Source organism: Zobellia sp. OII3, assembly GCF_002211465.1.
Taxonomy (GTDB): domain Bacteria; phylum Bacteroidota; class Bacteroidia; order Flavobacteriales; family Flavobacteriaceae; genus Zobellia; species Zobellia galactanivorans.
In genome coordinates, this window is the sequence record NZ_MWRZ01000001.1 from 1,280,403 (window position 1) to 1,294,385 (window position 13,983).

10 protein-coding genes are annotated in these 13,983 nt (G+C 43.3%); 4 read left to right on the forward strand and 6 right to left on the reverse strand.

From position 1 onward, the window contains the following. Nucleotides 1–14: 14 nt before the first annotated feature. The 6 genes from B4Q04_RS05370 to hutH form a co-directional block, all read right to left on the reverse strand. Nucleotides 15–902 carry a lipid A biosynthesis acyltransferase gene (locus B4Q04_RS05370; protein ID WP_013993434.1) on the reverse strand — a complete coding sequence of 296 codons (888 nt, stop codon included), beginning with the start codon at nt 900–902 and terminating at the stop codon, nt 15–17. 23 nt (nt 903–925) lie between these two features. Beyond that, on the reverse strand, nt 926–1,168 hold the full coding sequence (locus tag B4Q04_RS05375) for an acyl carrier protein (RefSeq protein ID WP_046287850.1): 243 nt from the start codon (nt 1,166–1,168) through the stop codon (nt 926–928). Between the two features lie 12 nt (nt 1,169–1,180). Continuing rightward, the gene (locus B4Q04_RS05380; RefSeq protein ID WP_088696191.1) at nt 1,181–2,398 is read right to left on the reverse strand and encodes a beta-ketoacyl-[acyl-carrier-protein] synthase family protein; all 1,218 of its coding nucleotides are present in this window, start codon (nt 2,396–2,398) and stop codon (nt 1,181–1,183) included. A 17-nt stretch (nt 2,399–2,415) separates the two neighbouring features. Beyond that, the gene (gene fabG / locus B4Q04_RS05385; protein ID WP_013993437.1) at nt 2,416–3,171 is read right to left on the reverse strand and encodes a 3-oxoacyl-ACP reductase FabG; all 756 of its coding nucleotides are present in this window, start codon (nt 3,169–3,171) and stop codon (nt 2,416–2,418) included. 109 nt (nt 3,172–3,280) lie between these two features. Next, entirely contained in the window at nt 3,281–4,408 is a 1,128-nt protein-coding gene (locus B4Q04_RS05390) for a WG repeat-containing protein (RefSeq protein WP_088696192.1), read from the reverse strand. Then, nucleotides 4,405–5,943, reverse strand: coding sequence for a histidine ammonia-lyase (hutH, locus tag B4Q04_RS05395; RefSeq protein WP_013993439.1), 1,539 nt, complete (start codon nt 5,941–5,943; stop codon nt 4,405–4,407). Before hutH ends, B4Q04_RS05390 begins: the two co-directional genes overlap by 4 nt. Nucleotides 5,944–6,151: 208 nt before the next feature. On the opposite strand from hutH, the gene B4Q04_RS05400 reads away from it, so the two are divergent. From B4Q04_RS05400 to B4Q04_RS05415, 4 genes are all read left to right on the forward strand, one after another. Further along, complete coding sequence (locus B4Q04_RS05400) at nt 6,152–7,408, forward strand: NAD(P)/FAD-dependent oxidoreductase (RefSeq protein ID WP_013993440.1); 1,257 nt, start codon at nt 6,152–6,154, stop codon at nt 7,406–7,408. A gap of 335 nt (nt 7,409–7,743) precedes the next feature. Beyond that, nucleotides 7,744–8,757 carry a GntR family transcriptional regulator gene (locus B4Q04_RS05405; RefSeq protein WP_088696193.1) on the forward strand — a complete coding sequence of 338 codons (1,014 nt, stop codon included), beginning with the start codon at nt 7,744–7,746 and terminating at the stop codon, nt 8,755–8,757. 379 nt (nt 8,758–9,136) lie between these two features. Beyond that, entirely contained in the window at nt 9,137–12,232 is a 3,096-nt protein-coding gene (locus B4Q04_RS05410; RefSeq protein WP_088696194.1) for a SusC/RagA family TonB-linked outer membrane protein, read from the forward strand. Between the two features lie 39 nt (nt 12,233–12,271). After that, entirely contained in the window at nt 12,272–13,798 is a 1,527-nt protein-coding gene (locus tag B4Q04_RS05415) for a RagB/SusD family nutrient uptake outer membrane protein (RefSeq protein WP_088696195.1), read from the forward strand. The last annotated feature ends 185 nt before the right edge of the window (nt 13,799–13,983 follow it).

Genomic DNA, 13,983 nt, shown 5'->3' on the forward strand with positions numbered 1-13,983 from the left:
ATAGTTCAAATATCTTATTTATTTGTCTTATCTCCCCAAAAATCAAAATAATTAAACCATTGTAATGGATATTTGGCAATGATCCATTCGAGGTTGTCGGTGTATTTTTCAAGTAAGCCTTGGGCGTCGCCGCGTTTTACTTCGGCGGTTCTAGCATATAGGTGATAGTGTTTTCGCGATTCTTTCATTACGTAAACGAACAAGACGGGAACCTTTAAACGTGAAGCCAGTAGGTAAGGGCCTAGCGGAAATTTGGCGGTGGCCCCTAAGAGCTGTTGTTCTAAGAATTTGGATCCTTCAATATATCGGTCGCCCGTAAAACAAACGAGTTCGCCATTGGTCAGGGCGGTGTGTATTTCAAAGATATGCGACATATCTTCTTTTATCAAGATAAGCTTGATGTTCGATTTAGAAGTAACACTCTCCATGTAGGCCTTGATCTCTTCGTGCTCTTGGTCCCAAGTAACCAAGTTGATCGAAGAAAATGCATTTACATCTTGTAGAAAAAATTCGGCGACCTCGAAATTTCCGATGTGGGCGCTTAGTAGAATGCCTCCTTTTTTTTCGGAAAGCAGTTGCTCGATCTTTTCTATTCCGTCAAACTCATAAGTGAACCGATCTCGAAGACCGGCCGATATAGCGGCTTTGTCAATAATGGTCTGGCCAAAAATGTAGTAGCTTCTGTAGATATTGAAAAGACTTTTTAGGGTCGAATGCCCCAGTCTCTTATGGAAGTAATAAAAAATAGACCTGGTGCTGTCAACGGAAAAGATGCAGTAGTACAAGACCACAAAATGCAGAAGCAGGTATGAAGCTCCCAGCCCCAGTTTTTTGATAAAGAAAATATAGATTCTATACCCTAAAACGGTGCCTTTGGACTTTCCTTTCCATTCTGTTGCCATTTTAGGATTTTCTCAGGGGAATATCAGTGAAGTTTGCGCTCTATCAGGTCGTAAAAGTTTTGTAGGGTGGTGACATTTACAAAGTCTTCACCTACTAATTTTACACCAAAATTACTCTCAACGGCTACTACAAGGTCAACAAAGTCTAAGCTGTCTAGACCTAGGGTATCTTTAAGGTTGGCATCGGCAGCGATTTCCTCTTCCTCGACTTCAAACTCGTCGATTAGGAAATCATCTATTTTTTGTATTATAAGTTCTTTGGTCATCACCATCTTTCGCTAGCATTTTTTTAATATCAAAGCGGAGTTTGTACCACCAAACCCGAATGAATTTGACAAAAATACGTCAATTTTTTTATTTAACGTTTCCTTAACTATGTTTAATTTCGCCGCATCTTCATCAATGTTGTCAAGATTGATGTTGGGGGCGACAAAAGAATTTTGCATCATGATCATTCCGTAAATGACTTCACTTGCACCTGCCATCCAGCACTCATGGCCGGTCATCGATTTTGTTGAGCTTATGGGCGGATTGTGTTCGCCGAAGACTTCGTATATGGCTTTTGCCTCGTTTGCGTCACCTACCGGTGTTGATGTGGCATGGGCGTTTACGTAATCTATGGCAGAGGCGTCAAGACCTGCATCTTGCAAGGCATTGCGCATGGCCCGCGAGGGGCCGTCAACGTTTGGTGTCGATATATGTCCTCCGTTCGATGAAAAACCATAGCCGATGATTTCGCCTAAAATGGGTGCGCCCCTTTTAACGGCCGACTCGTAACTTTCCAAGATTAGGGTCGCTCCCCCGCCACTGGGTACCAATCCGTTCCTGGCCTGGTCGAAAGGTCTTGAGGCTTTTGTCGGGTCGCCTTCGCGTGTGGCAAAAACCCCGAGTCCGTCAAAACTGCCCATGGCCAATTTGTTTATTTCTTGGGCCCCGCCCGTAATGATACAGTCTTGTAAACCACTTTTGATAAGGTGGTAGCCCATGCCGATGGCATGAGATCCACTGGCACAGGCGGCACTAATGGTAAAGTTGACGCCCCTTAGCCTGAATATGGTAGACAGGTTCATGGTAATGGTAGAGTTCATGGCTTTGAAAATAGCCCCTGAACCTACCAAGGTGGTGTCTTTCTTTTCGCGTAAAATATCGGTAGATTCTACTACCGATCTTGCGGTGCTATCATTGCCGTAAATAACACCAACTTCATTTTCGTCAAAAAAATGATCTTCTATTTGGGCATTTTTTAGGGCTTCAATGGTCGCCATGTAGGCGTATTGGCCTTCTTCCCCGAGACTAAGGCGCTGTCTTCTCGACAGTAGTTTCTTTAGGTTGGGTTCTTCTACCTTGCCGGTAAGAGGGGAACGGTATCCAAAGCTAAGGCGTTCTTCATCTATAGAGATGCCCGACTTTCCCTCGAACAGGGAGGTCTTTACCTCGTCAAGATTCTTGCCAATGCAAGAATAAATACCCATACCCGTGATTACGACTCTTTTCATTGCCCCTTACTGTAATTTTATGAATATATACCGCCGTTTATATTGATGACCTCACCTGTAATATAACCCGATTTTTTTGAAGCGAGAAAAGAGACTACGTGTGCTACTTCTTCGGCTTCTCCGAACCTGTTTGCGGGTATCATCCGTTTTAATTCCTTTTCGTCAAGGTCGTTCGTCATGTCGGTTCGTATGAAACCTGGTGCAACGGCATTTACAGTAACGTTTCTTTTTGCGATTTCTTGTGCCAATGCCTTGGTGGCCCCTATGACCGCGCCTTTGGCCGCGGAATAGTTGGTCTGTCCGGGGGTGCCCTTGAGGCCGGATACGGAAACCATGTTGATGACGCGGCCGTATTTGTTGACCAAAAGCTTTTGAATGAGGTGGTTGGTTACATTGAAAAAACCGTTCAGGCTAGTGTCTATGACCTTGGACCAGTCTTCGTATTTCATCCACATGAACATACCGTCCTGCGTGATTCCTGCATTGTTCACGATGACCTCAATGATATCGTTTTCGTGGGTTTGGTGCCAATTGTCCAAAGCCGATTTGACCGCTTCTGCGTCGGTTACGCTAAATGGTAGCAATTCACCCTTTCCCCCCGCTTCCTCTACAAGCTTAAGGGTTTCTTCGGCAGCTGCCTTATTGCTGTTGTAGTTGATAAGAATTTGGTAATCGAGGTCTTTGGCCAGTTGAATGCAAACTGCCCGTCCTATTCCCCTAGAGCCACCGGTTACCAGTGCGTATTTTTGTTTTTCCGCTTTCTTTTCTTTCATTTAAGTTATATATGTTTTGAACACTTACTGAACGGTTGGGCATACCTTGGTCGTTCGGCTAGTTTTAATTAAAACTAGCGAAATTTAGTAGTTAAAAAAAGGAATGTTTTTATTTGACGGATACAAAGGGTTCGGCGTTCTGAAACCATTTGTCGCCCAATAATTGCCCCTGTTCGTTAAAATATCCCCAGCCTTTTTTTGATTTTACCCGGGCCAGGCCATTGACAAAACCTTTTTCTTCAGATCCTTTTAGAAAGGCAAAATTCCCTGAAATACCGTATTCCATTGGAATGATGACCTTGCCAGAGGTGTTGATAAACCCCCAGGCCTTGTCCTTTACGGGAGCAAAACCGTTTGTTGAAAATACTTCGGCATCGCGGAATTGGGGCTCAATGACCATTTCGCCCTTTTCGTTGATGTATCCCCATTTTTTGCCGATGGCAACAGGGGCCAAACCGAGGGAGAAGGCCCTGGCCTTATCGTATTTTGGTTCTAATACCCATTCTCCTTTGCTATTTACAAAACCCGTTTTTTTGGCGCGGGAGGCGTAAGTGAGTTTAGAATCTCCATGAAAGTTGTAGACCTTGTCGGCGTTGTCGATAGGGTTAAAGCTTCCGTTGTGGATGATACCAAAGGTGCCATCTTTTTTTCCGTAAACACCGGCTTCCTTATATGTGTTTCCTATTTCTTCGTATTCTACGGGTATGACCACTTTCCCCGAAGTGTTTATCATGCCCCAAAGTTCGCCCTTGCTCACTTTGGCATGGCCATTCCTGAATTTCTTTATGGCGTCGTAAGTAGGCTCTAGAATGAGTTTGCCGTCAGTGCCTAAGAGACCTATTTTTTCTCCTGAACGAAAAAGGGCGACTCCTTCTTCAAAATCGTAATACTTTTCGCTGGCAGGGGTTTTTAATTCTTTGCCCGAGGTGTCGATGTAACGCCATTGGTCATCTTTCAGTACCAAGGCAAGTCCTGAATTGAACATTTTTACCCTGTCATATTCAGGTTGGATCACAAATTTTCCCGAAATGTCTATGTAGCCCCATTTGTCGTCTTGAAGTGCTGCGGCACGTCCATCGGAAAAGCTATCCGCTTGATCAAATTGAGGTTCGATTACGTATGCTCCCGTTTTGTCGATGAAACCGAATTTTCCATTTTCCCTGACCAAGGCATACTCTTGTGCAAGAAGAGTCGATGAGTTGATAAGGAGTACCAATAAAAATGCTAATGTTTTCATTTTACTTCTTTGTTTTGATGGTTAATAATATAGTTCTTCACTTGATTTACATAAGGATACATTACAATGTCTTCCTTAAACGGGGGAACTATTTTACGAACTGCATCGTACATCATTCTTGTCTTGGACGAAACCTTGTCTTTAAGGTCAAGGTATTCTATGGCCTGTACGACCGTGATCATTTCTATGGCAAGTACCTCAAAAGCATTTTCGATAACCTTTTTGGTGGTATTGGCCGCATTGGTGCCCATGCTGACAATGTCTTGGTTGTCGTTGTTGTTCGGTATACTATGAACGTACATGGGGTTTGACAGCATTTGGTTTTCGGCAGTGGTCGAGGTGGCGGTGAACTGTACCCCTTGCATGCCGAAGTTGAGTCCCAAGGTGCCTAAATTTACGAAAGGAGGCAGAATATCGTTGAGTTTTGAGTTTAAGAGATAGTTAAGTTGTCTTTCGGCCAACATGCTCATTTTGGTGACTACCAGTTTGAGTTTGTCCATTTCCAAGGAGATATAGTCGCCGTGAAAATTGCCGCCATGGTAGACGTGTTTTTTCTCTACATTGACGATGGGGTTGTCATTGGCTGAATTGACCTCCTCTATAAGTACGCTTTCAACATTGTTGAGTGTGTCTAGTACGGGCCCTAAAATTTGGGGTACGCAACGTAGGGAGTAATACTCCTGTACTTTTTCCTCAAAAACGGATACCCCATTGTTGTCTACGTATAAGTGGTGTTCCCTTTTTCGCGTAAGGGTACTGTCTTTTAGGTGGCTTCGCATAGCACGTGCAATCTCGCGCTGGCCTTTATGTCTTTTGGTGTGGTTCAGGTCTTCCGATAGGTGGTCGTCATAGGCCTGAACGATTTCGTTGATGGCGGAAGAGCAGCATATGGCCCACTCCAGCAATCTTCGCGTATAAATGGTATTGACGATTCCGATGCCTGTCATTACCGAGGTTCCGTTGATTAGGCCAAGACCTTCCCTTAGTTCTACCTTTATCGGGGTGATGTTGAGTTCTTTGAAAACTTCTTCGGTCGGTCTTTTGACCCCTTTGTAGAAAACTTCGCCCTCACCGATAAGAACCAGGGCCAAATGGGCCAATTGAACAAGGTCGCCACTGGCGCCCACGCCTCCATGTTCGTATATGAGTGGAGTGATGTCTTGATTGATCAAAGTGGTCATAACCTCCAATACCGAAGGGTGTACGCCTGAATTTCCTAGGCTTAAGGTATTCAATCGGGCCAGCATTGCCGCTTTTACGTATTTTGGGGGTATCGGATTGCCCGTGCCGGAAGCGTGACTTCGGATCAGGTTGTATTGCAGCTGAATGGTTTCAGAATCCTTTATTTTGTACTGGGCCATGGGCCCGAAACCGGTGTTCACCCCATAGATTACTTTGTTCTTTGAAAACTCTTTTAGGAAATCAAAACTGTCTTTTACGGTCTTGATGACTTTTTCGTCTATTGATATTGGCTCGTTTTTAAAGATGGTTCTGTAGAATTCTTCAATTCCCAACGTTCCTTTTATTTTCGTCATCTATGGTTGATTCTATGAGGTATTTGTAATATTTTAGTGACGTCTTCAAATAAGACTCCTTAAGCTAAAATTAGCGATTTTGGATTGCAAATTTATAATAATTAGTGAATCAATGTCTTAATTTAGCAGACAATACGCTTCTTCAGGTCATGTATCTTCATTTTATGGAGATCATAAACCATAGGAGCCTCATATAAAAGTGATGCATATGCAACAGGAAAAGGTTGATGTTTTGATAATTGGGGCGGGACCGTCGGGTTCGGTGGCTGCCGCATACCTCCATAAACAGGGGTTAAATGTGAAGGTCGTGGAGAAGGGTAGATTCCCTCGTTTTGTCATAGGGGAGAGTTTGATTCCGCGTTGTATGGATCATTTTGAGGCCGTGGGCCTGTTGGATTGTCTAAAGGCCATGAATTTTGAGGTAAAGGACGGTGCCCGATTTATAAACAATAAAGGGGTGGTCTGTAATTTTGACTTTAGTAAAAAGCATGGGGACGGCTGGGATTGGACATGGCAGGTGCCCCGGGCCGATTTTGATAAGGCCCTGACCGATGAGTTGCAGTCTTGGGGTGTTGATATTGCTTTTGAACACGAGGTGACAACGGTTAGTTTCGCTGAAGACGGATCATCGGTGACCACGGTCAAGGACATCGATGGAAACGAATCTAGCGTTCAGGCCAAGTTTATTGTTGATTCCAGTGGTTTCGGTAGGGTTTTGCCACGGTTGTTAGATTTGGAGAAGCCTTCCAAAATACCACAACATTCCTCCATATTTACCCACGTAAAAGATGTTAACCGCCCTGAAGGTAGGGAGGGAACCATGATTACTTTTGATGTCATCGATACCCATACCTGGTTGTGGGTCATTCCGTTTTCTAACGGATATACGAGTATCGGTTTTGTCGGGAAATCGGAACATCTGGAGTCGTTGGAAGGAAGCAATACCGAAAAACTTCAACAAATGATGAAGCTGTCGAGCTATTATTTCGATCGGTTCGATGGAGTGGACTACACATTTGAGCCTCGAATGATAAGGAACATAGCGAAGTCGGTAAAACAACTTTACGGAAATGGATTTGTGCTTACTGGTAACAGTGCCGAATTCTTAGATCCCGTATTTTCTTCCGGGGTGACCTTTGCCGTTGAGTCGGCCCATCTGGCGGGACAGTTAATAGCGAGGTCGATCAAGGGGGAAGAAGTGGATTGGCAAACGGAATATACCGACTATATGCTGGAAGGGGTAGATGTCTTTTCGACCTATGTGGCGGAATGGTATACCGGAAACCTTCAGACCATATTCTTTCACAATAAAGAGAATGAAACCATAAAAGAACAGATTTGTGCAGTACTGGCCGGATATGTTTGGGATAAGAGCAATCCGTTCGTGAAAAACCATAACCGATTGGTCAAGACGGTGGCCCATATAGCGAAGATGGAGGAGCAGACCAGTGAAGAGCATAGTTAGATACCATTGTGACTTGTTACTTTCTTGTGTAATAATTCAAAAGTTTTGGAATCTAATCAAAAATAACTTAAAATAAGGGGGTGGTAGCTCTGTGGCGGAAGTGGTTTGTTTTGCAGGCGCCCGTTTGTAAGGAGGCCCCATTGTTCAGGCGGTTGGTATAATACGGGAAAGGTTTGTCATGGCACTTATGTTTTTGGAATTGGATTTTTTTCATAGTAATATCCCTAGGTCAATATTTTTGTTTTTGTACGTTATAAATTTTGTTTTAGGCGTATATTCGTGTAAAATTTGTATTATTAAACTTACAAATTAGTTTTAATTACTGAATCATATAAATGTCATTACTCCACATAATCCATCGACTAAAAGAAGTGAATACCCTCACCAAGCACGAACAGCTTGTACAAGGCGTTTTGGAGGCTTTAAATACCGGCGAACTTTCGGTCGGAGATAAACTGCCATCGATCAATAAAATGGTGGGTGATGTGGGCTACGCCAGAAAAACCATCGTAAAAGCTTACGAAGAGCTAAAGGAAAGGGGGCTCGTAGAGTCAAAAAAGTTAAAGGGGTACTTTATTATCAGTGACGAGACCAAGGTGACGCTGAGAATCGCCCTCTTGTTGTTTTCGTTTCAACGTTTTCAAGAGGAATTCTATAATGCCTTCAGGAAGGAATTGGGCAAGCGGTACCAGATCGATGTCTTTTTTCATCATAACAACGTATCGGTTTTTGAAACCATATTCAATAATATAAAAGGAAAGTACGGTATGTACGTAGTGGCCCCTATGCCTGATTTAAGCATACGGCCGTTGCTTGAAAGCATAGACCCCCAGAAGTTATTGATCGTTGACCGATATTTTCCAATGCCCGAACAGTATTCGTACATCTCCCAAGAGTTTGAAGAGAATACCCTAAGTAAGTTGGTAGAGCTGCTTCCTAAGATTAAAAAATATAAGCGCTTCGTTCTCTTTTTTGCCAATGACAGGGATTATCCCGATGGTATTTTCAAGGCGTTTCAAAGGTTTGTTTCCGAATACGGGATCAATGGAGTGGTTGAGGAAGACTATGAGGCGGGCAGTCTTGAAAAAGGAACTTTGTACTTTTGTGTAAGTGATACTTCCTTATGGGAGCTTCTTCGCGATTGCCATAATTCCAATATGGCTATCGGTGAAGATATCGGTATCTTGTCGCATAATGACCATGTGGTCAAAGAAATCGCTTTTGGAGGAATTACCACCATTTCTACGGATTTTAAGGATATGGCTACAATGGCCGCGCAGCATATAAAAAACAATATGGTCTCGCAGGTCATGGTCACATCAAAACTCTTTAAGCGTAAATCCTTATAACTTCATTTGATTAGTGGTTTCGGTTTGATATAACCAAGGTCGATTTATTTCCGATTTAATAATTTTTCCCCGCTAGATTGAGTATTTCTCAATTTTAGCGGTTTTTTTTGTTTTTGGTATTTAAAAAATACTTATTTTTATGATAGTAGCATAAAGTAGCATAGATTATGTTTATTTTGTTAAACTTTTGAACATCAAATCCTATAAATTTTTGCTTTATTAAAAATAAAGGGGTTAAATTGGTATATATTGTCATTTAAGGGTGATTGTGTGATAATATGGTCGAAAGGCTTTTTGGTGTTTATTAACATATTTAAAGTAACAAAGGATAAAGGAAAAAATTACTAACTCAATTAATTACTAACTTAAACTACTCATTATGAACCAGAACTTTAAGGGATTAAACAGGGTTCGATCACATGGTTTCGTGCTCGTGGCCTTGTTTTTCTTCAGTGTGACATCGTTGTGCGCACAAACTACAATTTCAGGTACTACCTCTGACGAGCAGGGTGTATTGCCCGGTGTAAACGTCTTGGTAAAGGGAACCACTGTAGGAAGTGTCTCCGATTTTGATGGAAATTACAGTATAGAGGTGCCCGATGGTAGCTCTACCCTGGTTTTTTCCTATGTGGGCTATTCCAAGCAAGAAGTGACTATTGCTGGTCAAACCACAATTAATGTTGTTATGTCTGAAGATGCACAAACCCTCAGTGAGGTGGTTGTTGTAGGATATGGTACACAACGAAAGGCCGATCTTACCGGTGCCGTAGGGTCACTTAGCAGTGCGGAAATCGTATCTAAGCCGATTACCAGTCCGGATCAAGTGCTTGCAGGAACACTGTCGGGGGTGAATATTACCAATAGGAGTGGGGATCCTGGTGCTCCTATCAATGTGCGTATTCGCGGTATAGGTACCCCAGGGGTAAACGATCCCTTATGGGTGATCGATGGTGTGCCCATCGTTCAGACCAGTAACATTACCGTTAACACTTCTTCTACTACGGATTCTAATCCGCTTGCAGGTATAAACCCGAGTGATATTGAGTCCATTGACGTTTTAAAAGATGCGGCATCGGCGGCCATTTATGGTGCCAGGGCGGCAAATGGGGTTATTATAGTAACCACCAAAAGAGGTAAGGCCGGTGATGCCAAGGTTAATTATGACGGCTATACCTCCTTTAGTCAGATAAGAGATCGTTACGATGTTTTGGATGTGGAGCAATACATCGATATTCAGGGTCAATTGGGGCGTGATGTATCCGAGTTTAGTGGCGCTGGATTTGTTGATTGGCAAGATGCCATATTCAAAACAGGTTTTGTTCAAAACCATAACGTTACGGTAAGCGGGGGTAGTGAAAATGCCAACTATTTGATATCGGGAGGTTATTTGAATCAAGACGGTATCGAGTTGGCTCAAGGATTCGAAAGATATTCGTTTAAAGCGAACTCCGATATTAAAGTGGGGAAAAGATTGCGTTTCGGACAATCTTTGTTAATAAGCCAAACGGATCGTTTGGTACAAAGTGAGGGGGCCTTCTTTTCAGGGTTCAATTCGGCCTTGAACGCCCCTTATTATAAAATTTACGGAGATGGTCCTTTTGGTTATAACCTAGAAAATCCAGAGACTAGTGGTGATGGTACGGGTGCTAACTATGTCATGAGAAATGATACTAGGCTTAACAGTACCACGATCCGAAACCGAAAGGTCCTAGGTAATTTCTATGGGGAACTTTCCATTCTTGAAGGCTTGAAACTACGTGCTTCATTAGGTTTGGATTATAACGTAGGACGTGGTGAATATTACCAGGCCGCTACGGATTACGCAGGGAATAATCCAAGACAATCACTATTGGTGTCATCGCGTCCTGTTGAATTGACGCTTACGCCTTCTACAACCTTGTCTTACGATAAGACCTTTGGCAGCGATCATAATATTTCGGCCCTTTTCGGGTTTGAGCAAACCGAGTTTCGATTTGATAAGGTGAGACTTCAGGGGCGTGATCTTTTTAACCAGAATTTTGCTGGTACGGGATCTACGGTTTCTGGTGCCAATGAAGCCGATAATTGGGTTTTGCAAGGATGGTTAGGTCGTTTGAGCTATAATTTTCAGGGGAAATATTTAGCGACCTTCAATGTTCGTAGGGATGCGACTTCAAGGTTTGCCCAAGGTAATAGAGATGATTATTTTCCATCGGTTTCCGCTGGTTGGAGAATCTCTCAAGAAGAATTCTTTCCGCAGGAAGGTTTTGTAGATGATTTAAAGGTTCGTGTAGGTTGGGGGCAATCCGGTAACCAGTTTACAGGGTTGAACTTTGCATACCTATTGGCGTTGAACAATAATATTAGATACGTGGTAGGGGATAGTCAAGATACGAAGATCGCACCTGCACCCACGAATTTTGCGAATAGGGACCTTAAATGGGAAACGAGTACGCAATTGGATGTAGGTATCGATGGGGCGTTTATGGGCGGAAAGCTGAATATGACCGCTGATTACTACAGTAAGGTAACGAGTGATGTTTTGTTGGGGCTTCCGGTACCGTACGTATCAGGCTTCTTCTTGCCTGTAGATGCGAACGTTGGTGAGATCAAGAACTCCGGTGTGGAGTTCTCCGTGAATTACGGCGATGAAATAGGGGATTTTAGTTTCAACATCGGGGCCAATATTACCACGGTTAAGAACGAGGTTACGGATTTAGGGGAAATCGATCAGATCGTTACTGGTCTAGGAGGTCCTGATACACACCGTACTATTGTTGGGGAGAGCCTAGGACATTTTTACGGCTATAAGACCGATGGTCTTTATCAAAATGATGCTGAGGTTGCGGCCGCGTTGCCAGATGCCAACGGCACCCCATCTCCTGGAGACATTCGTTTTGTAGATGTCAATGGTGATGGCAAGGTAGATTCAAACGACAGAACCTATTTGGGTAGCCCTTTCCCCGGGTTTTTCTATGGGTTTAATTTTCAGGGCGAATATCATGGCTTTGATTTTTCTGTTAACTTCAGGGGTGTCGGTGACCAGCAGGTGTATAACCAAGCACGTACAAGCTTGGAAAGCTTGGATGGGGCAAATAATTTTAGTACGCAGGTGCTCGATCGATGGACGGGAGAAGGGACTACCAACTCAAGCTCTCATCCAAGGTTGGTAAGAAACGATCCCAATGGTAACAACCGTTTTTCTGACCGTTGGGTTGAAGACGCCGGTTACCTACGTATTCAGAACATACAGTTTGGGTATAGCCTTCCTGCGGAAAAGTTGAAAGGCTGGACAGGTGACTTTGTTTCTAGAATGCGATTTTATGTAGGGGTGCAAAATTTGGCCACTTTTACCAAATATTCAGGTTTTGATCCCGAGGTGGGGCGTACCCAAAGTTTTCAAAAAGGTGATTTTACATTGGCTAGCGGTCAAGACGGAGGCGCTTCTCCATTGCCGAGAATTGTACAATTGGGTTGGTCCGTTACATTTAATTAGAATCATACTTTAGTTCACTTAATATAAAATATAGCTATCATGAAAAAATATATAATACTTGCCAGTGTGCTCTTCGCACTTTCGTGTGGAGAGAAAGAACTGGATCTTTTGCCTTTGGATAGGGTTACCGCGGATACTTTTTATAAAACGCGGGGAGACTTTGATGGGGCTATTTTCGCTTCCTATTCTTCTATTCAGGATTTATGGGGTATCAGCGCAGAAACCTTGGGGGAGAACGGAGAGTATTGGAAAATTTCCGTAGTCATTAGCGATGATGCGGAGGCCGATACCGAAGTGGGTGACGCAGTGTCACAAGACATTGATAAACTTCTGATTCGATCTAGTGATGTTCCTTATGGAGCTGCCTATACCCAAATCTACGAAGGAATCTATAGGGCTAACCTAGTTCTGGAAAACTTAGAGGGAGAGAACGAGTTGTCGGAAGAAGATAAAACCATTATTGGGGCCGAGGCCAAATTCTTAAGGGGATGGTTTCACTTTCAGGCCTTGAAAATGTTCGGTACACCGCCATTGGCCATAGAAGTTAAGACCGATCTTAATGATCTGGCACTTCCTAACGCAACTCAAGAAGAATTGTATGCTTCGATATTATCGGATTTGGCTGATGCCGCCGCCGGTCTTCCAGAGGAATGGGATGGTTCCAATACGGGAAGGGCTACTTCTTGGGCCGCCAAATCGTATATAGGCAAGGTCAATGTTTGGAAAGAAGATTGGCCTGCGGCCATTACTGCTTTGGAAGATGTGGTTCTTAGGGGGCCTTATATGTTAATGCCGGAGTATAGCAATAATTTTAGCCACTTGTTTGAAAACAACGCGGAATCTATTTTTGAAATTCAGTTCGGCGGACCATTTTCCGATGATAATATTTGGGTGTTCGATGATACCCACTCTGAAAATTTTAAAGCTTCGCAAGGTACGACCCGAAGCTATCATTGGGGGGCTGCAAATGGGGCACCTGGAGGGAAAAGAGGCTGGTTTATACCTTCTGAAGACCTTCTGAACGCTTATGAGGCGGGAGACTCTAGGTTGGAAACTACCATCTACCAAGAAGGTGAAGATTATTATGTTTGGTCGGCAAATTCAGTAGTTACCGAACCATATGATCCCGAATGGTCTTCAAATGGTCTTAGCGCCAAAAAGTATTTAGGAAAGGAAAATGCAGTTGGGGCCAATAGGTCTCCGAATGGTGCGGCCGACTTTAACAATGAAAGATGGTTCAGGTTTGCAGAGCTAAAATTGCTCTATGCCGAAGCTTTGATACAGGGCGGAGGCGATGTTGGTCTGGCCTTCGATGAGATCGATGACATCCGAGAGCGGGCAGGTTTAGGTCCTGTTGATCGCGGTTTAGATCCTATGGATGCGCTAATGCAGGAAAAACGAGTTGAGTTGGCCTTGGAGCCGCACAGGTATTTCGATATAGCCAGATGGGGTATCGGAGCCGATATTTTTGGTGCCGCATGGGATGATAAGTTCAATGTGCTTCCTTTTCCGCTAACAGAGATAGACCGTTCAAAAGGATTGCTAAAACAGAATCCAGGATATTAATCAGTCTTTCTAGGGGAGTCCCTAAAAAAAATTAATTTTACTGAAAGGAATCCAATTCTGAGTAACTCCTAGATTGGGTTCCTTTCTATTCATAGGCATTTTTTAATTTCTTTCATGTTGGTCGGGTCTAAAATAAGGTTGTTCTGTCGTGTTCTCTTTACGTTTGCAGCATTGGTTCTTATATC

Excerpts from the sequence above, each read along its gene's own strand:
- B4Q04_RS05380 (WP_088696191.1), bottom strand. The coding sequence starts at position 2,398 with ATGAAAAGAGTCGTAATCACGGGTATGGGTATTTATTCTTGCATTGGC.
- fabG (WP_013993437.1), bottom strand. The coding sequence starts at position 3,171 with ATGAAAGAAAAGAAAGCGGAAAAACAAAAATACGCACTGGTAACCGGT.
- B4Q04_RS05415 (WP_088696195.1), top strand. The coding sequence starts at position 12,272 with ATGAAAAAATATATAATACTTGCCAGTGTGCTCTTCGCACTTTCGTGT.
- B4Q04_RS05390 (WP_088696192.1), bottom strand. The coding sequence starts at position 4,408 with ATGAAAACATTAGCATTTTTATTGGTACTCCTTATCAACTCATCGACT.
- B4Q04_RS05410 (WP_088696194.1), top strand. The coding sequence starts at position 9,137 with ATGAACCAGAACTTTAAGGGATTAAACAGGGTTCGATCACATGGTTTC.
- B4Q04_RS05400 (WP_013993440.1), top strand. The coding sequence starts at position 6,152 with ATGCAACAGGAAAAGGTTGATGTTTTGATAATTGGGGCGGGACCGTCG.
- hutH (WP_013993439.1), bottom strand. The coding sequence starts at position 5,943 with ATGACGAAAATAAAAGGAACGTTGGGAATTGAAGAATTCTACAGAACC.
- B4Q04_RS05405 (WP_088696193.1), top strand. The coding sequence starts at position 7,744 with ATGTCATTACTCCACATAATCCATCGACTAAAAGAAGTGAATACCCTC.
- B4Q04_RS05375 (WP_046287850.1), bottom strand. The coding sequence starts at position 1,168 with ATGACCAAAGAACTTATAATACAAAAAATAGATGATTTCCTAATCGAC.
- B4Q04_RS05370 (WP_013993434.1), bottom strand. The coding sequence starts at position 902 with ATGGCAACAGAATGGAAAGGAAAGTCCAAAGGCACCGTTTTAGGGTAT.